The following is a 17,866-nucleotide window of genomic DNA, read 5'->3' as shown; positions in this document are numbered from 1 at the left end:
GAGTAATTATGGTCACAAGGGGGATTTTTGCCGGAGGTGGGATCACAAGGTGGGAAATTGACGGAGGCGCAAGCGCCCCCGTGGATAAATCAACTACGCTGACGCACCGCTTCGAACAAACAGATGCCGGTGGCGACAGAGACGTTCAGAGAAGAAACCGTCCCCGCCATCGGGATGCTGATCAGCTCATCGCAGTGTTCGCGGGTCAGGCGGCGCATGCCTTCGCCTTCAGCCCCCATCACCAACGCCATCGGGCCGGTCATTTTGCTTTGGAACAGCGTATGGTCGGCTTCGCCGGCGGTGCCGACGACCCAAACGTTCATTTCCTGCAGCAAACGCAGGGTACGCGCCAGGTTGGTAACGCGGATCAGCGGAACATTTTCCGCCGCGCCGCAGGCCACTTTCTTGGCGGTCGCGTTCAACTGGGCGGAACGATCGCGCGGGACGATAACCGCATGCACGCCGGCCGCATCCGCGCTGCGCAGGCAGGCGCCGAGGTTGTGTGGGTCGGTCACGCCGTCCAGCACCAGCAGGAATGGCGTGTCTATGCCTTCGAGCAGGCCAGGCAAATCGTTTTCCTGATACTGACGCCCTTCGCGCACCCGGGCGATGATGCCCTGATGTACTGCGCCCTCGACTTTCTCATCCAGCCACTGACGGTTCGCCACCTGGATAACAATGCCGGTCGCTTCCAGCTCGGCGATCAGCGGTTGCAGCCGGCGATCGTCGCGCCCTTTCAGAATAAACACTTCCAGGAAGCGCTGCGGATCGTTATCTAACAGGGCTTTGACGGCATGGATGCCGTAAATAATTTCGCTCATGATGCTCTTTTTACTGTGCGGCTGGCAAATGCCTGCCGGTGATAATAACGTGCGGCAGGTTAAGCCTGCTCGGCACCTTTCTTCTTGCCGGCGCGCTTGGCCTTGGTGGCCGCCGCTATTTTCCGGGTTTTGTCAGACGCTTTCTTGGCTTTCGCCTTTTTATCTTTCTTCACCTGGTCAGCCGGTTTGGCTTCGTCTTTTTTGCGGAAGGCGCTGTCCGGCTCAAAGTTGGCCGGTGGCTTGCCACCACGGCGCTTGTTGCGCTGCGATGCCGGAGCGCGGCCTGCACCGGCACCGTCACGCAAGGTGCGTTGGCCGCCGTTCTTGGCGCGATCGCGTTCGGTTTTACCTTCGCCGCGCGGTTTGCGGGTGCTGGAGACCAGGGCAAAATCAATCTTGCGCTCGTCCATATGCACCGCTTCAACGCGGATCTCCACCGTATCACCCAAGCGATAAACCATGCCCGAGGATTCGCCGATCAGGCGCTGGCCGATATTATCGTAACGATAATAATCGTTATCCAGCGTTGAGACGTGCACCAGACCGTCGATGAACAGATCGTTCAGGCGCACGAAGAAGCCGAAGCCGGTTACGCTGGCGATAATGCCGCTAAACACTTCACCGACGTGATCCTGCATAAAGTCGCATTTCAGCCAGTCGGCAACGTTACGCGTCGCTTCATCAGCGCGGCGTTCGGTCATCGAGCAGTGTTCGCCGAGCTGCAACATTTCTTCAAACTCGCTGTGCCAGCCGCCGGTCGGCGTCCAGCGCTCTTTCGGCTGGCCGTGCTCTTTAGCCAGCAGATATTTGATCGCGCGGTGCAGCGCCAGGTCCGGATAACGGCGAATTGGCGAGGTAAAGTGGCCATAAGAGGCCAGCGCCAGGCCAAAGTGCCCGCGGTTTTCCGGATCGTAGATCGCCTGTTTCATCGAACGCAGCAGCATGGTTTGCAACATTTCGCGGTCAGGGCGTTCGGCCACTTCATCCATCAGGGTGGCGTAGTCCTTCGGCTGCGGCTTGTTACCGCCCCCCAGCGTCAGGCCCAGTTCACCCAGCACGCTGCGCAGTGCGGTAATGTGATCGTCGCTTGGGCGATCGTGCACGCGGAACAGTGCCGGCTCGTTATGCTTCTCGACAAAACGTGCAGCGGCGACGTTCGCCATGATCATGCACTCTTCGATCAGCTTGTGCGCGTCGTTGCGTACCGTTGGCTCAACGCGCTCAATACGGCGTTCGGCGTTGAAGATAAACTTGGCTTCTTCGGTTTCGAAGGCGATGCCGCCACGTTCTGCGCGCGCCTGATCCAACACCTTGTACATGGTGTGCAGTTCCTGCAGGTGCTTGACCAGCGGGTGATAATGCTCACGCAGCTCCTCATCGCCCTGCAGAATGTGCCAGACTTTATTGTAGGTTAAGCGGGCGTGGGAGCTCATCACCGCTTCATAGAATTTGGACGTCGACAGGCGGCCCTGGGCGGAGATGGTCATCTCACATACCATACACAGACGATCAACCTGCGGGTTCAACGAGCACAGGCCGTTGGAAAGTACTTCCGGCAGCATCGGGATAACCTCCGACGGGAAGTACACCGAGGTACCACGGTTGCGCGCTTCGTCATCCAGCGCGGTACGCGGGCGCACGTAGTAGCTGACATCGGCGATGGCTACCCACAGGCGCCAGCCGCCGCCGCGTTTTTTCTCGCAGTAGACGGCGTCATCGAAATCGCGCGCGTCTTCGCCGTCGATGGTTACCAGCGGCAGCTGACGCAGGTCGACACGGCCTTTTTTGGCGGCCTCGGGTACCTGCTCGCTGAGATCGGCAACCTGTTTTTCCACCTGCGGCGGCCAGACATGCGGGATCTCATGGGTACGCAGTGCGATGTCCACCGCCATGCTGGTGCCCATTTTATCGCCGAGGATCTCAACAATCTTGCCTACCGCCTTCGTGCGACGGGTCGGGCGTTGGGTCAGTTCAACTACCACCATAAAGCCCATGCGTGCACCGCTGACGGCCTCGGCGGGGATCAGGATATCAAAGCTGAGACGGCTGTCGTCCGGCACCACAAAGCCGGTACCCGCGTCCATAAAGAAGCGGCCGACGATTTGACTGGTTTTCGGCACCAAAACACGCACGATACGCGCTTCACGGCGGCCCTTACGGTCGGCAGCCATCGCTTGCGCCAGCACCACATCGCCGTGGATCGCCATTTTCATCTGCTCAGCCGACAAATACAGGTCGTCTTTGCTGCCTTCAATACGCAGGAAACCAAAACCGTCGCGATGACCGATTACGGTACCGCGCAGCAGATCCAGACGTTCCGGCAGCGCATAGCACTGGCGGCGAGTAAATATCAATTGGCCGTCACGTTCCATCGCGCGCAGACGACGACGCAACGCTTCTAACGCCTCTTCACCGGTTAAATCCAGCTCTTTGGCCAGCTCTTCGCGGCTGGCCGGCGTTTCTCTTTTCGCCAGATGGGCCAGAATGAATTCACGGCTCGGGATTGGGGACTCATATTTTTCTGCTTCTCGTTCCAGGAATGGATCTTGTGACATTGCGGTTCCTCCGTTGTCATCAGCAGGGTGCCGCTGAGCCTTGTCTTCTCAGCGACGCTTTATTCGACAAGCAATAGCTTGTAGAGGGGTGGATTGTCTTCGACCATATCGGCCAGCGTGTGGCTATCCAGCTCTTCAAGGAAATTCTGTACGCCCTGGTGCAGCACCTGCTTCAGGCGGCAGGCAGGGGTTATGTGGCAAAAATCACTGTTGCAGTTAACCAACGAGAGCGGCTCCAGCGCTCTTACCACGTCGCCGAGGCGAATGGTTTCGGCCGGTTTGCCCAAACGGATGCCACCGTTCTTTCCGCGCACTGCGGTCACAAACCCAACCCGGCTTAACTGATTGATGATCTTCACCATATGGTTACGGGACACGCCATAGACTTCGGTAACTTCCGAAATGCTGGTCATTTTGTCCGGTGGCAGCGAGGCCATGTAGATCAACGCCCGCAGGCCGTAATCAGTAAAACTTGTTAACTGCACATCTACCTCTGGGTCTCTTTCTACCCGTCTGACAAGCCGATTTTCGGCATTATTCAAAAGATTACTTATTGGATAATAAACCAGCCGGAGAGTTCGCCGCTAATTATTTAGCGTATCTCAGGCTCTGGAGCGGGTTAAAGAAAGGATTTTTTGACGTGAAACCGCAATCGGGGAGAATAATGATAAAAACAAACCGGGACATGCCCGGTTTGTTTTGGTGTAGCAAAGCCGGATTATGCGTCGAACGGGTCGCGCAGGATCATGGTCTCGCTACGATCTGGGCCAGTAGAGATAATGTCTACCGGTACGCCAGTCAATTCTTCAATACGCTTGATGTAGTCCAGCGCCGCCTGTGGCAGTTTGCTGTGTTCTTTCACGCCAAAAGTGGTATCGCTCCAGCCAGGCAGGGTTTCGTAGATTGGCTCAATGCCTTCCCAACCTTCTGCAGCCAGCGGCGTGGTGTCCATTTCGCGGCCGTCAGGCATGCGGTAACCCACGCAGATCTTCACTTCTTTCAGGCCGTCCAGCACGTCCAGCTTGGTCAGGCAGAAGCCGGACAGGGAGTTGATCTGCACTGCGCGACGAACCGCTACGGCGTCCAGCCAACCGGTACGACGACGACGGCCTGTGGTGGCACCGAACTCGTTACCTTGTTTGCACAGGTATTCACCGGTTTCGTCGAACAGTTCGGTCGGGAACGGACCTGCACCTACACGGGTAGAGTAGGCTTTAACGATGCCCAGCACGTAGTCCACGTAACGCGGACCAATACCTGAACCGGTAGCAACGCCGCCAGCAGTGGTATTGGAAGAAGTTACATACGGATAAGTACCGTGGTCGATATCCAGCAGGGTACCCTGAGCGCCTTCGAACATGATCAGATCGCCACGCTTGCGCGCGCCGTCCAGCAGTTCGGAAACGTCAACAACCATTGCGGTCAGGATATCGGCGATGGACAGCACGTAATCCAGAGTCGCCTGGTAATCGACGGCTTCGACTTTGTAGTAGTTAACCAGCTGGAAGTTATGGTAATCGATGATTTCTTTCAGCTTAACGGCGAAGGTTTCTTTATTGAACAGATCGCCAACGCGCAGACCGCGGCGGGCAACTTTATCTTCGTAAGCCGGACCGATACCGCGACCGGTGGTGCCGATAGCTTTAGCACCGCGCGCTTTCTCACGCGCGTTATCCAGCGCAACGTGATAAGGCAGGATCAGCGGGCAGGCTTCGGACAGTAACAGACGTTCGCGTACCGGGATGCCGCGCGCTTCAAGTTCACCCATTTCTTTCATCAATGCGTCTGGCGCCAGAACTACACCGTTGCCGATGATGCTGGTCACGTTATCACGCAAAATGCCTGAAGGAATTAAATGAAGGACGGTTTTCTCACCGTTAATAACCAGAGTGTGGCCAGCGTTATGGCCACCTTGGTAGCGCACAACATATTGAGCCCGTTCAGTCAGCAGGTCTACGACCTTGCCCTTACCTTCGTCACCCCATTGGGTGCCCAGTACGACGACGTTCTTACCCATTTTCAAAATCACCGGTTGCTTAAAAATGGATTCTACCACCGTAATTTTCGATTTTCAGCACTTTCAGCACACGATTGCGTCTTTTTTAGACTAAACTTTAAACCCCCACGCGGCTACGCAACATGTAGTAGATTACGCAGCCCGCAACCACTATTCCACCGCCAAATCGCCGCAGCGTAGCGTCAGGCAACTGGGTCATCGCCAGTATCATTTTACGCCAGGCCTGTGGAAACAGCATTGGCCCCAGCCCTTCCAGCACCAAAACCAGCCCAAGCGCCAGCCAAATCGTTGAATTCATGCCTCACCCCAAAAAAGAAAGGGCCCGCGATTAAACGGGCCCCCAATAATTTACCTGTCGCTGTTACTTACGCGTGGAATCAGGCGACTTCATGTAGCGGAAGAAATCGCTGTCCGGGCTCAGTACCATCACGTCCTGGTTGTTGCTGCTGAAACTGGTTTCATAAGCACGCAGGCTACGGATAAAGGCATAGAAGTCCGGATCCTGGCTGAATGCGGCAGCAAACAGTTTGGCCGCTTCGGCATCGCCATCACCACGGGTGATACGCGCCGTACGCTCGGCTTCCGCCAACGTACGGGTCACTTCGTAGTCCGCCGTTGCGCGCAGCTTCTCAGCTTCTTCCTGGCCTTGTGAACGGTGACGACGAGCTACCGCTTCACGCTCGGCGCGCATACGCTGGTAGATTGCGTCAGACACTTCCGCCGGCAGGTTGATCTGCTTGATACGCACGTCGATCACTTCAATACCCAGTGCAGCCATGCTGTTCGGGTTAACCTTCGGCAGATTGCCGGTGGTTTCCTTCTCAACGCGAGCCGCCGCGGAAGCAATCGCATCATCAGCTTCAGTAGTCACCACTTCTTCGCCATCACCGACGGTACCGGTGTTCAGCGCATCACGTACGTCAGACATCAGCTTGCCGCGCGAGTCGGTCACGATGTCTTTCACATCCAGACGACCAATCTCGGAACGCAGACGGTCACTGAATTTACGTTTCAACAACACTTCGGCTTGTGAAACGTCACCGCCGCCGGTTGCCAGATAGTAACGGCTGAAATCGCTGATACGCCATTTCAGGTAAGAATCGACGATCAGGTCTTTCTTCTCGCTGGTTACGAAGCGGTCAGCCTGGTTGTCCATGGTCTGGATACGCGCGTCCAGCGTTTTCACTGATTCGATAAACGGGATCTTGAAGTGCAGACCCGGCGCATACACCAGCGGTTTGTTGTCGCTGTCACGCAGTACCTTGCCGAAACGCAGCACGATGCCGCGCTGGCCTTCCTGCACCACGAACAGAGATGCGTACAGCGCCACCAGCACCGCAAGGACGATAACTATAAAAGACTTACGCATTGATTATTCTCTCCCTACGCGAGTGGTGTCGTCACGCTGCGCATTAGCCCGGCGTTGGTCCATGACCGAGCCGCTGTTGCTACGCTGGCTGTTCGAGCTGGCGCCGCTGCTGGCGGACGGAGCGGGGTTGAGACGAATCAGGCTGGTGTCTTTATTGCCTTCCCCCGCCGTGCCGGCCGGGCCACGCAGCATTTGCTCAAGCGGTAACACCATCAGATTGTTGCCTTTGTCATTGACCAGCACCTTGCGGGTGTGGCTGAGGACTTTTTCCATGGTTTCGATATACAGACGCTCACGGGTAATTTCCGGTGCGGACTTGTATTCCGGCAACAGTTTGGCAAAGCGCGCTACCTCACCCTGAGCTTCCAGGACGGTACGATCTTTATACGCCTTGGCATCTTCCAACAGACGCTGCGCCTGGCCGTTAGCACGTGGCTGAACTTCGTTGGCGTAAGCTTCTGCCTCACGGATGTACTGCTGCTCGTTCTCACGCGCGGCAATCGCATCGTCAAATGCGGCTTTCACCTCTTCCGGCGGACGGGCTGCCTGGAAGTTGACGTCCAGCAACGTGATCCCCATGTTGTACGGACGAATGGTCTCTTCCAGCACGCGTTGGGTATCGCTACGTACGATAGTACGGCCTTCGGTCAGGATCTTGTCCATGGTGTACTTGCCGATAACGCCACGCAGGGCACTGTCGGTGGCCTGGCTTAAGCTGTCGTCGGCACTGGTCACGCTGAACAGATACGCTTCCGGGTTGGTCACGCGGTACTGCACGTTCATTTCCACGCGCACCACGTTCTCATCGGAAGTCAGCATCACGCCGGAAGCCGCCAGTTCACGCACGGACTCCACGTTGACCGGACGAACTTCGTCGATGAAGGTCGGCTTCCAGTTCAGGCCCGGTTGCACCAGGTGGCTGAACTTGCCAAAACGGGTGACTACGCCGCGTTCGGCTTCTTTGATGGTGTAGAAGCCGCTGGCGGCCCAAATCACCACCACCGCAACCGCAGCAATGCCGATAATACGGCTGCTGAAACCCGGACCTGAGGTACCGGTGCCACCACCATTATTGCTGTTGGAACCTTTGCCCCCGCCCAAGCCGCTCAGTTTTTTGCTCAGCTTGCGGAAGATATCGTCCAAATCAGGAGGTCCTTGCTCGCGACCGCCTTTATTGTTACCGCCAGAGTTGCCGCCATTATTATTGCTGCTCCCCCACGGGTCGCGGTCCTGTCCGTTATTACCGGGCTGATTCCACGCCATGTTTTAGCTCCATATTCTGTGATTGGGTACTTCAGGCTTACGCGAAGCTCAAATGTAACAGGATATGATCATACTATAAAGTTAATCAGGTCCTGTTCCTGTTTACAGAGGCGACGCCATTCGACAATTGGCATACGAATCACCATGCCGATGCTGCCGTCTTCTTCGTTCCACTCTTTCTCAATTGCCTGAAGCTGGTAAAAACGGCTACGAAGACGGCCTGCCTGTGGCGGTAAGCGCAGCTCATATTGCGCGATTTCCCCCGATAAGCGCTCCGTCAACGCCTGATACAGCAACGGGATACCTTCACCGCTGGCGGCGGACAGCCACACCCGGATCGGTAAGTTTTCATCGTTGCGGTCGATACGCGGAACAAAATCATCCAGCATATCTATTTTGTTCATCACTAACAGTGTAGGGATCTCATCCGATTCAATCTCTGCCAGCACGGTGTTTACCGCTTCAATGTTTTCATCGACGCGAGTATCCGCGGCGTCGATTACATGTAACAGCAGAGACGCCTGGCGCGTTTCCTGCAGCGTCGCCTTGAAGGCGGCGACCAGATCGTGCGGCAGGTGCCGGATAAAGCCTACGGTATCCGCCAACACGGTATCGCCCACATCCGCCACGTCAATACGGCGCAAAGTGGGATCCAGGGTGGCAAATAGCTGGTCCGCCGCATACACATCGGCAGACGTTATTCGGTTAAACAGGGTAGATTTGCCGGCGTTGGTATAGCCCACCAGCGATACGGTCGGCACGTCAGCACGGGTACGCGCACGTCGGCCCTGTTCACGCTGCTTGGCTACCCGCTCCAGGCGGCGTAAAATCAAGCTGATACGGTCGCGTAACAGACGACGGTCGGTCTCTAACTGGGTTTCCCCCGGCCCGCGCAGGCCAATCCCCCCTTTTTGGCGCTCAAGGTGCGTCCAGCCACGAACCAGACGCGTGGCGATATGACGCAACTGCGCCAGCTCTACCTGCAGCTTACCTTCATGAGTACGGGCACGCTGGGCAAAGATGTCTAGAATCAACCCGGTGCGATCGATCACCCGGCATTCACACAGGCGTTCAAGATTTCTCTCCTGCGCCGGGGAAAGGGAATGATCAAACAGGACAACAGATGCGCCACTGGCTTTTACCGCATCTGCAATTTCTTCGGCCTTTCCTTCGCCTACAAAGTACTTGGGATGTGGGGCTTTGCGGCTACCAGTAACCACTTGCAAAGCTTCAACACCCGCGGAGGACACCAGGGACTCGAACTCACTGAGATCTTCCGTATCTTTGTCTTGCGAGAAATAGATATGAACCAGGACGGCCTGCTCACCGGCTTCATAACGGTCAAACAAGCGTGCAACCTCTCAAACGGACAAAAACCGCGAGTTTGGGGGACATAAACAGCCCATGGCTGCTTATGCTCCCCGTCATGGTTGACTCGCAACGCGCTTTATTCAGCGTCATCGCTTTCCTGCTGCGGCTGTTGCGGCGCAGACGGGTTGTTACCATGGTGATAGTTACTGGTGCCGGCGCTCGGATTGTTGCTATGGTGCGAAACCGGGCGTGACGGAACAACGGTAGAGATAGCGTGCTTATAAACCATCTGGCTCACCGTGTTTTTCAACAGGATGACAAACTGGTCAAAAGACTCAATCTGGCCTTGCAGCTTAATACCATTCACCAAATAAATAGAAACCGGAACACGTTCACGACGCAATGCGTTCAGGAACGGATCTTGCAAAGATTGCCCCTTAGCCATTCTATCTTTTCCTTATTTGCTTGTTGTTTGTAACTAAGAACCTGTCGGCTCTAAAATAAACGACCTAAAAAATTTGCGCGCTGAATACTCATCAATTGTACACAATCACTCAACCTATGCACTAACAACCTGTATTACCGAGTCCAAAGCCTCTCCCGGCTTCTCGCTGTCCAGCCAATGTACCGAGTTCCAGCCCCGTAACCAGGTCATTTGGCGCTTGGCCAACTGACGCGTTGCGCAAATACCACGATAAACCATCTCATCGTAACTAATTTCGCCAGACAAATATGACCACATCTGGCGATAACCGACACAGCGAATGGAAGGCAAATCCGTATGCAAATCACCCCGTGCAAAAAGTGCACGCGCTTCCGTCTCAAAACCTGCCGCCAACATTTGATGGTACCGCAGCTCGATTCGTTGATGGATCAACTCACGGCTGGTCGGCGCTATCGCAAATTGGTGAACATGATACGGCAACGATTCACCCGAAATTTTAGTCAGTTCCGTTAAAGTTTTACCCGAAATAAAAAAAACTTCCAGTGCTCTGGACAGTCTCTGCGGATCATTCGGATGAATTCTCATTGCCGCAACCGGGTCAATCTCTTGTAACTGACGGTGTAAAACGTCCCAACCCTGCTCAGCCGCCTGCTGTTCGATGCGTTCTCTCACTGCCGGATCGGCGGAGGGCAGCGGCGATAATCCTTCCAACAGCGCCTTGAAGTAGAGCATGGTGCCCCCCACCAGCAGCGGGATGCGGCCTGCGGCGGTAATCGCGGCCATCTCTTTCAACGCGTCGGCACGAAAATCCGCTGCGGAGTAGGCTTCTGCGGGATCGCGGATGTCAATCAGCCTGTGCGGAGCCTGCGCCAGCTCTTCGGCGCTCGGCTTGGCGGTGCCGATATCCATACCGCGATAAATCAGTGCGGAATCCACGCTGATCAGTTCCACAGGCAGGCGCTCACGCAGCGCGATCGCCAGAGCGGTTTTGCCGGAGGCGGTCGGCCCCATGATAAAAATAGCCGGGGGACGTGGTGTCATTTCAGTTTCAATCATGCTTAAGGGCTGTCAGTGCAGCCTGTAAATCAACAGGTTGTAAAAGTCCGCTCGGAGGTGATTTGACCAGCTGCGGGCAAAGTCGTTCAACGTCGGTCAGCAATTGTATCGCTTGCGAGGTGTTCCACTGTTCGTGCTCGCTGCCTAAATGGCGGGCGATCCAGGTGGCTAACACCGCGGGCGACATCTCCTGATGCTCGGCCAGATAGCCTAACAGTTCGGGTATCAGTTTTTGTAAATTTTGTTGGCGTAATGGTAAAGGTACTGCGCGCAGCGTCACACGCCCATGATCCGACTGCAGATCCAGCCCCATTTTGACCAGCAGCGACTGGTGGCGTACGCAGGCAGCCACCTCGTTTTTATTCAACGTCAGCTTGATGGGAATCAGCAACGGCTGTGGCCGCAGCCCCTCTTCCGATGGGCTAAGCTGCGCCTGACGCAGCCAGCGTTCAGCCACCGGCAGGTTCAGCAACATCAGTTGCTGGCGGCTTTCTATCAGCGCGTAGCACGGCGGGTGAATCATCAGTACCCGACCAAAGCTGTGCTGGCTGCCCGCCAGCGGTGTTTCCCGCTCGATTTTCACCGGTGGGAACAGCGGCTGTTTCGGCGTTTCCTGGTGCGGTTCGGCGGCGGGAGCGGCCTGCAGCAGCTTGCCATACAGCTCACCTTCGCGCTTTTGATAACCGCTGCCCGCGTGATAGGCCGGCTGCGGCGCAGGTGCAGCCGGTTGAACCTCGCGGCGTGGCGCAGGCTGCGAGAAATGATTGCCGCCGGCAGCGACGCGGTTTTCCGGCTGCCAGGCCGGAGCGGGTTCCTGGTCCTGTTCATCCGCCAACGGCAACGGCGCAGTGCCAACCTGCTGCAGCACGGTGGTTACCGCCTGATAGATAAAATCATGTACCAACCGCGCCTGATGGAAACGCACCTCATGCTTGGCTGGATGAACATTCACGTCGACCTGATGAGGATCTACTTCGAGATACAGCACATAAGCGGGCTGCTGCTCATCTTTTAATTGATCCTGATAAGCCTGACGAATGGCGTGGTTGATCAGGCGATCGCGCATCATGCGGCTGTTGACGTAACAATACTGCATTTCGCCCAGTTGGCGGGCGCCGGCGGGATCGGCCACCCAACCGCGAATGGTCAGATCGCCATGTTGCCAGGAGATGTTCAACGCATGCTGCAAAAAAGCCGGCCCACAAATGCTGCCCAGACGGCGTTCATGCTGGCTCTCGTCTTTCGCTGCGCGGTATTGGCGGATCAGTTTGCCGTTGTGGCTGAGGTTTATCGCCACATCGAAACGCGCCAGCGCGATGCGCCGCACGACTTCATCAATATGACCAAATTCGGTTTTCTCGGTGCGCATAAACTTGCGGCGCGCCGGGGTGTTGTAGAACAAATCCAGCACTTCCAGCGTGCTGCCTATCGGGTGCGCCGCCGGCTTGACCGTCACCGCCTGATCGCGGCCTTCGGCATAAGCCTGCCAGGCTTCGCTTTGTTCTGCGGTGCGTGAGGTGAGCGTCAAACGGGAAACCGAGCTGATGCTGGCCAGCGCTTCGCCGCGGAAACCAAGGCTGACAATCGCTTCCAAATCGTCGAGGGTACTGATCTTACTGGTGGCGTGACGAGCCAACGCCAGGGCCAGATCTTCCTTGCCAATACCGCAGCCGTTATCGCGGATGCGGATCAGCTTGGCGCCGCCGCGCTCGATGTCGATATCGATGCGCGTCGCACCGGCATCCAGGCTGTTTTCCACCAGCTCTTTCACCACCGACGCAGGCCGTTCGACCACTTCGCCGGCGGCAATCTGGTTGGCGAGCTGTGGCGGTAACACCTGGATGGGCATACTGGCTCCTGTCATGTTGGCGCTAGGCCTGCGGAATGGTCAGCGTCCGATCCAGCGGCGCGACGTCCGACTTCAGTTTATTCACGCGCTTCAGATCGCTGACGCTGACGCCATAACGGGAAGCAATGGATGACAACGTATCACCGCGCGTCACTTTATGTTTTGACGCTTTCTTCACGCTGGATTTCGCCTTGGCGACCGTGCGGGTTGGGGCCGGGGCTGAAGTGTTAACCGCCGCTGCGACGTCCAGCGGACGGTTTTCCACCTTTGGGTCGGCTTGTAGCGGATGCGCCAGGAAATAACTGCGCAGGCCATTGTGGATCGCCCTGGCAATTTTATCCTGATACGCGCTACTGCCTAGCAGCCGCTCCTCCGTGCTATTACTGATAAACCCTGTTTCCACCAGCAGTGATGGGATGTCCGGCGAACGCAGCACACCAAGGCTGGCGTGTTCCGGGCGGCGTTTATGCAATGAACCCACGCTTTGCAATTGCTGCAAGACTTTTACCGCAACATCGTAACCCACTCGCTGCGAGTGGCCGAACTGCAAATCCAGCACCGCCTGGCTCAGGTAAGGATCGGCCTGGCTGTTGGCCAGCAAATCACCCGCACCGCCAAGCAGCTCAGACTGTTTCTCATGCTGTTCCAGCCAGCCTGCCATCTCACTGTTGGCCCGGCGATTGGAAAGCACCCAAACCGAGGCCCCGTTGGCGCTGCGGTTTGGCGCGGCGTCAGCATGAATGGAGACCAGCACGTTGGCACCCTGTTTACGCGCCACGTCAGAACGCCCCATCACCGAGATGAAGTAATCGCCGGTACGCGTCAGCACCGGTTTGAACTGCGGATCGGCATCCAACATGGCCTGCAAACGGCGCGCGATGCCGATGGTAACATTTTTCTCTTTCAGGCCGTTCGGGCCGATAGCGCCCGGATCCTGCCCGCCGTGACCGGCATCAATCGCCACCACCACCCGATCGCCGGAACCCACGGATACGCGGCTGCTGCGCGGCGTAATTTCCGATGCGGTGCCCGATACTACAGTCGGCTTATTGGTGAAAGGATTCGAGCCGCTCGGCGCTCTTCGCACCGGTGCCGATTCAGCTTCGGATTCGGATTCAGGTTCACTCATCACCGGCGCTTTGCGTACCGGGTCGCGGACCACTACAGGGGCCGGCGCGGGAATGGCCGCCGGCGCTCTGCGCACCACATTGGTGTTGGCGCTGCCCTCGGCGGCAATGGTAAATACGACGGTATAAATGCCGCCGTTCTGGCGCGTAGCGACGCGAGTTTTCGAGCGCTGAGTCAGATCAAACACCAACCGCACGCTCTGAGCGTCTTTCGGCGTACTGGAACGGATGCTTTTTACCAGGTTCTGTCCGCTAAAACTCAGCGGCAGGCCGCCAACCTTGCCTTTCTGGTTAACGTCCAAGACCACGCGGTCCGGGCCATGCAGCGGGAAGAAGGCGTAATCCGGCGGACCATTGAAGCTCACCGATACCGTGGCTTCTCGCTGGGCATTGGACACTTTGATATCAGACAGCGACGATGCCGCCAGCGCACTGGCCACACCAAAAGACCCCAATACGGCGATCAGGGTGATTACGAGTAATTTCTTCAACGCATACGTCATTGCGGCGTCATTCCTGTGGCCCGTGGATACGGTCTAAAAGCTGGCTACCGTAGGCGGAAACCGCCTGAATTTTTGCCTCTCGCCCCTGATCCTGATAGCTGAGGTGCAGCTCCAGATCCGGATCCGGCAACACGCCAGTGCCCTGCTGCGGCCATTCCACCAGGCAAATGGCATCCTGCGCAAAATAATCGCGAATGCCCATAAATTCGAGTTCTTCCGGATCGGCTAACCGGTACAAATCAAAATGGTATACCGCCAGTGGCAACAGCGCATACGGCTCCACCAGCGTATAGGTTGGGCTTTTAACATTGCCCTGGTGCCCCAAAGCCTGCAGGAAACCACGGCTGAAGGTGGTTTTACCGGCGCCCAAGTCACCGTAAAGATAAATTACGCTGGCGCGATCGCACGCCTTGGCCAAGGCGGCGCCCAATGCGACAGTCGCTGCCTCATCCGGCAGAGGTAAAACGAGTTCTTTCATTCGATAGTTTCTATTTATGCCAACTCAGGATTAACGTAATAAGGGATTTCCGGCAATAGATCGCTCGCCAGCATCCCTCTTGTTCCTTGTCTTGCCGCCACGCGATCGGCCGCAGCGCCATGCACGACACACCCCGCGCAGGCTGCATCATACAGCGATAGCTTTTGCCCCAGCAAACCACCGATAATGCCCGACAGCACGTCGCCCATACCACCGGAGGCCATGCCCGCATTACCGACGTCCGCGATCGCCATCTGGCCCTGCTCATCCGCGATCAGCGTACCGGCGCCTTTCAACACCGCCACGCCACCGTAATGCGCCGCCAGTTTGCGCACTGCAAGTAGGCGATCACTCTCAATATCAGCGGTACTGCACCCCAATAAGCGTGCAGCCTCCCCAGGGTGCGGGGTAATCACGCGATTCTGACGCTTCTCGGGATTTAATGCCAGCAAGTTCAGCGCATCGGCATCCCATAACGCCGGTTTATCACTGGCTTGCAGCACTTTCAGTGCATTCCGACCCCATTCGCCCTGGCCCAATCCCGGCCCCACCACCACCACATCCGCCCAATTGAGCGCCTGTTGCAGCGTATCGTCGCTCAGACGTTGCACCATCAGCTCAGGACGGGCGGTAAGCAGCGGCCCGACATGCTCAATGTGAGTAAGCACTCGCACCAGGCCTGCGCCGCTGCGCAGTGCGGCCTCTGCCGCCATACGTACCGCCCCGCCAAAGCCGTGATCGCCGCCCACCAACAGTAAACGCCCTTGCTCGCCCTTGTGCGAACAAGGGCGGCGCGGCTTCAGCCACAACGCCAGAGATTCTGCGGTAACCCGATGAATCTGCGCCGGTTGCTTCGCCAGCCAGCCAGATAATCCTAGCGTACTCTGATGAAGTTGCCCGACCCAATCGCGGGCCTGGCAGGTTAACAGGCCCGGTTTTAGGGCGATAAAGGTGACGGTGTGCGTAGCGCGAATGACCGCACCAGGCGTAGCGCCACTTTCGGCCAGCAGGCCTGAAGGGATATCAAGTGCGATAACCGGCGCTGAACTGCGGTTAGCGGCCTCAATCAAGGCATTGTAAGGCGCTCGCGGTGCGGTCCCCAACCCGGTGCCGAGCAGGCCATCGATAATCAGATCGATACTTTCCGGCCAGCGGCTGTCAGCCGGATGAATTTCACCCCCGGCGTTCAACCAGGCCTGCCGGGCGGCGGCAGCCTCTACGGGTAAGGGCCGCGCGCCCTCGCAGGCAATCAACGTAATCTTTACGCCGGCTGCAGCAGCCAGTCTGGCGACCACGTAACCGTCGCCGCCGTTGTTGCCGTGGCCGCACAGTACCAGCCAATGGCTGCCTGCCGGGTATTGGTCGCGTGCCAGGGCGTAAGCCGCCTCACCGGCACGCTGCATCAAATCGTAGAGTGAAATGCCGAGCGAGGCGGCGGCGGCAGGTTCTGCCTGTCGGATCCCGTCCGCAGACCAGACAGAGTGTGATAAACTGTCGGTGTATTGTTTTTCACTGTGGCCCGTCATGACGCACCCCCTCGATCTCAATCAACTCGCCCAACATATCAAGCAATGGGGGCAATCGCTAGGATTCCAGCAGGTAGGCATTTGTGATACCGATCTGAGCGCCGAAGAACCCAAGTTGCAGGCATGGCTGGACAAGCAATACCACGGCGAAATGGAGTGGATGGCGCGCCATGGCATGCTGCGCGCACGGCCGCATGAGCTGCTGCCCGGTACGCTGCGGGTGATCAGCGTGCGCATGAACTACCTGCCGGCGAAAGCGGCCTTTGCCAGCACCCTGAATAATCCGCAATTGGGTTACGTCAGCCGCTATGCGCTGGGGCGGGACTATCATAAATTGCTGCGCCAGCGGCTGAAAAAGCTCGGCGACCAGATCCAGGCCTACTGCGGCGAGCTGAACTTTCGTCCCTTTGTCGATTCGGCGCCGGTGATGGAGCGTGCATTGGCCTCCAAGGCCGGCATCGGCTGGGTTGGTAAACACTCACTTATTCTCAATCGCGAAGCCGGTTCCTGGTTCTTTCTCGGAGAACTGCTGATCGATCTGCCGCTACCGGTGGATGAACCACAGCCGGAACAGTGTGGCCGCTGCGTCGCCTGCATCACCACCTGCCCAACCGGTGCGATTGTCGCACCTTACACCGTGGACGCGCGCCGCTGTATCTCCTACCTGACCATCGAGCTTGAGGGCGCCATCCCGGAAGAGTTCCGCCCATTGCTGGGTAACCGCATTTACGGCTGTGATGACTGCCAGCTTATCTGCCCGTGGAATCGCTTCTCCCAGCTCACCGACGAAGATGATTTCAGCCCGCGCGCTGCGCTGCATGCGCCTCAGTTGATTGAACTGTTCGGCTGGACGGAAGAGAAATTCCTGCGCATTACCGAAGGTTCCGCCATTCGGCGTATCGGCCATTTGCGCTGGCTACGCAATATCGCCGTAGCGCTGGGCAATGCCCCTTATCAGGATGCCGTGGTGATAGCGCTACGCTCCAGGCTGAGCCAGGACCCCATGCTGGACGAGCATATTGACTGGGCGCTTGAGCAGCAGTTGGCGCGACGTGAAGCGCAGGGCATAGAAGTGCAGACAACGCAGAAAAAACGATTGATACGGGCCGTGGAAAAAGGATTACCGAGGGATGCCTAAAACCCTGCCGGCTCCGCTGTCCAGACCCCGATAGTCGCTCTGTGGATTTGTGCATAAAAATAAAAATGCTTTGTCTTTCAACTGCAACAAAAAGAGCAAGTGATCGGCATAACGTTTTCTTATAAAAAAATATAGCTATAAATCAATAAATTACATATTTCATTTCGGTGGTGTTGATTTTTTGAACTGAGGGTATTATGAGCGCTATCTGTGGATAACTCTGTTCACAACATTTCGACAGGGTGTGTATGGAGAGACAAAGAGCCCCGCCGGCAAAGGCGTTGAACTGAGTTTAATCGAAGATAAAATTGGAGCGGGAAACGAGACTCGAACTCGCGACCCCGACCTTGGCAAGGTCGTGCTCTACCAACTGAGCTATTCCCGCATTGAGATGCTTTGAGCACCTGG

General features: G+C 56.9%; 15 protein-coding genes and 1 tRNA gene. 1 reads left to right on the top strand and 15 read right to left on the bottom strand.

The genetic code is table 11. The features are described 5' to 3' along the window. Positions 1–89: 89 nt before the first annotated feature. From rlmB to nnr, 14 genes are all read right to left on the bottom strand, one after another. A complete protein-coding gene (rlmB, locus tag ACTJJ1_RS11170; protein ID WP_004952724.1) occupies positions 90–821 on the bottom strand; it encodes a 23S rRNA (guanosine(2251)-2'-O)-methyltransferase RlmB in 732 nt (243 codons plus the stop codon). 59 nt (positions 822–880) lie between these two features. After that, positions 881–3,376, bottom strand: coding sequence for a ribonuclease R (gene rnr / locus ACTJJ1_RS11165; protein WP_020438322.1), 2,496 nt, complete (start codon positions 3,374–3,376; stop codon positions 881–883). 59 nt (positions 3,377–3,435) lie between these two features. Beyond that, a complete protein-coding gene (nsrR, locus tag ACTJJ1_RS11160) occupies positions 3,436–3,861 on the bottom strand; it encodes a nitric oxide-sensing transcriptional repressor NsrR (protein ID WP_004952720.1) in 426 nt (141 codons plus the stop codon). 233 nt (positions 3,862–4,094) lie between these two features. Continuing rightward, a complete protein-coding gene (locus ACTJJ1_RS11155; RefSeq protein ID WP_004952718.1) occupies positions 4,095–5,393 on the bottom strand; it encodes an adenylosuccinate synthase in 1,299 nt (432 codons plus the stop codon). A gap of 97 nt (positions 5,394–5,490) precedes the next feature. After that, a complete protein-coding gene (locus ACTJJ1_RS11150) occupies positions 5,491–5,691 on the bottom strand; it encodes a DUF2065 domain-containing protein (RefSeq protein ID WP_004952715.1) in 201 nt (66 codons plus the stop codon). 63 nt (positions 5,692–5,754) lie between these two features. Continuing rightward, positions 5,755–6,762 carry a protease modulator HflC gene (gene hflC, locus ACTJJ1_RS11145; RefSeq protein WP_004952713.1) on the bottom strand — a complete coding sequence of 336 codons (1,008 nt, stop codon included), beginning with the start codon at positions 6,760–6,762 and terminating at the stop codon, positions 5,755–5,757. 3 nt (positions 6,763–6,765) lie between these two features. After that, a complete protein-coding gene (gene hflK, locus ACTJJ1_RS11140; protein ID WP_004952710.1) occupies positions 6,766–8,025 on the bottom strand; it encodes an FtsH protease activity modulator HflK in 1,260 nt (419 codons plus the stop codon). Between the two features lie 68 nt (positions 8,026–8,093). Then, entirely contained in the window at positions 8,094–9,374 is a 1,281-nt protein-coding gene (gene hflX, locus ACTJJ1_RS11135) for a ribosome rescue GTPase HflX (RefSeq protein ID WP_004952707.1), read from the bottom strand. Between the two features lie 98 nt (positions 9,375–9,472). Next, entirely contained in the window at positions 9,473–9,781 is a 309-nt protein-coding gene (gene hfq, locus ACTJJ1_RS11130) for an RNA chaperone Hfq (protein WP_004952704.1), read from the bottom strand. Between the two features lie 114 nt (positions 9,782–9,895). Then, positions 9,896–10,837, bottom strand: a complete 942-nt coding sequence (gene miaA / locus ACTJJ1_RS11125) for a tRNA (adenosine(37)-N6)-dimethylallyltransferase MiaA (protein WP_006323238.1) — start codon at positions 10,835–10,837, stop codon at positions 9,896–9,898. Beyond that, positions 10,830–12,686 carry a DNA mismatch repair endonuclease MutL gene (mutL, locus tag ACTJJ1_RS11120; RefSeq protein ID WP_440833690.1) on the bottom strand — a complete coding sequence of 619 codons (1,857 nt, stop codon included), beginning with the start codon at positions 12,684–12,686 and terminating at the stop codon, positions 10,830–10,832. The genes miaA and mutL overlap by 8 nt, the downstream gene beginning before the upstream one ends. 22 nt (positions 12,687–12,708) lie before the next feature. Then, entirely contained in the window at positions 12,709–14,316 is a 1,608-nt protein-coding gene (gene amiB / locus ACTJJ1_RS11115; RefSeq protein WP_421414893.1) for an N-acetylmuramoyl-L-alanine amidase AmiB, read from the bottom strand. A gap of 7 nt (positions 14,317–14,323) precedes the next feature. Continuing rightward, the gene (tsaE, locus tag ACTJJ1_RS11110; RefSeq protein WP_004952688.1) at positions 14,324–14,794 is read right to left on the bottom strand and encodes a tRNA (adenosine(37)-N6)-threonylcarbamoyltransferase complex ATPase subunit type 1 TsaE; all 471 of its coding nucleotides are present in this window, start codon (positions 14,792–14,794) and stop codon (positions 14,324–14,326) included. Between the two features lie 14 nt (positions 14,795–14,808). Then, a complete protein-coding gene (gene nnr, locus ACTJJ1_RS11105) occupies positions 14,809–16,320 on the bottom strand; it encodes a bifunctional ADP-dependent NAD(P)H-hydrate dehydratase/NAD(P)H-hydrate epimerase (RefSeq protein WP_440833687.1) in 1,512 nt (503 codons plus the stop codon). Here nnr and queG point away from each other — a divergent pair. Continuing rightward, positions 16,319–17,458, top strand: coding sequence for a tRNA epoxyqueuosine(34) reductase QueG (gene queG / locus ACTJJ1_RS11100; RefSeq protein ID WP_006323223.1), 1,140 nt, complete (start codon positions 16,319–16,321; stop codon positions 17,456–17,458). The two genes, nnr and queG, sit on opposite strands and share 2 nt — an antisense overlap. Before the next feature lie 309 nt (positions 17,459–17,767). Here the strand turns inward: queG and ACTJJ1_RS11095 are convergent. After that, a tRNA-Gly gene (locus tag ACTJJ1_RS11095) sits at positions 17,768–17,843 on the bottom strand. Positions 17,844–17,866: the final 23 nt, after the last annotated feature.

It is taken from the genome of Serratia sp. 22264 (assembly GCF_052045345.1).
GTDB lineage: Bacteria > Pseudomonadota > Gammaproteobacteria > Enterobacterales > Enterobacteriaceae > Serratia > Serratia plymuthica.
This window is presented reverse-complemented; position numbering and strand designations above follow the sequence as displayed.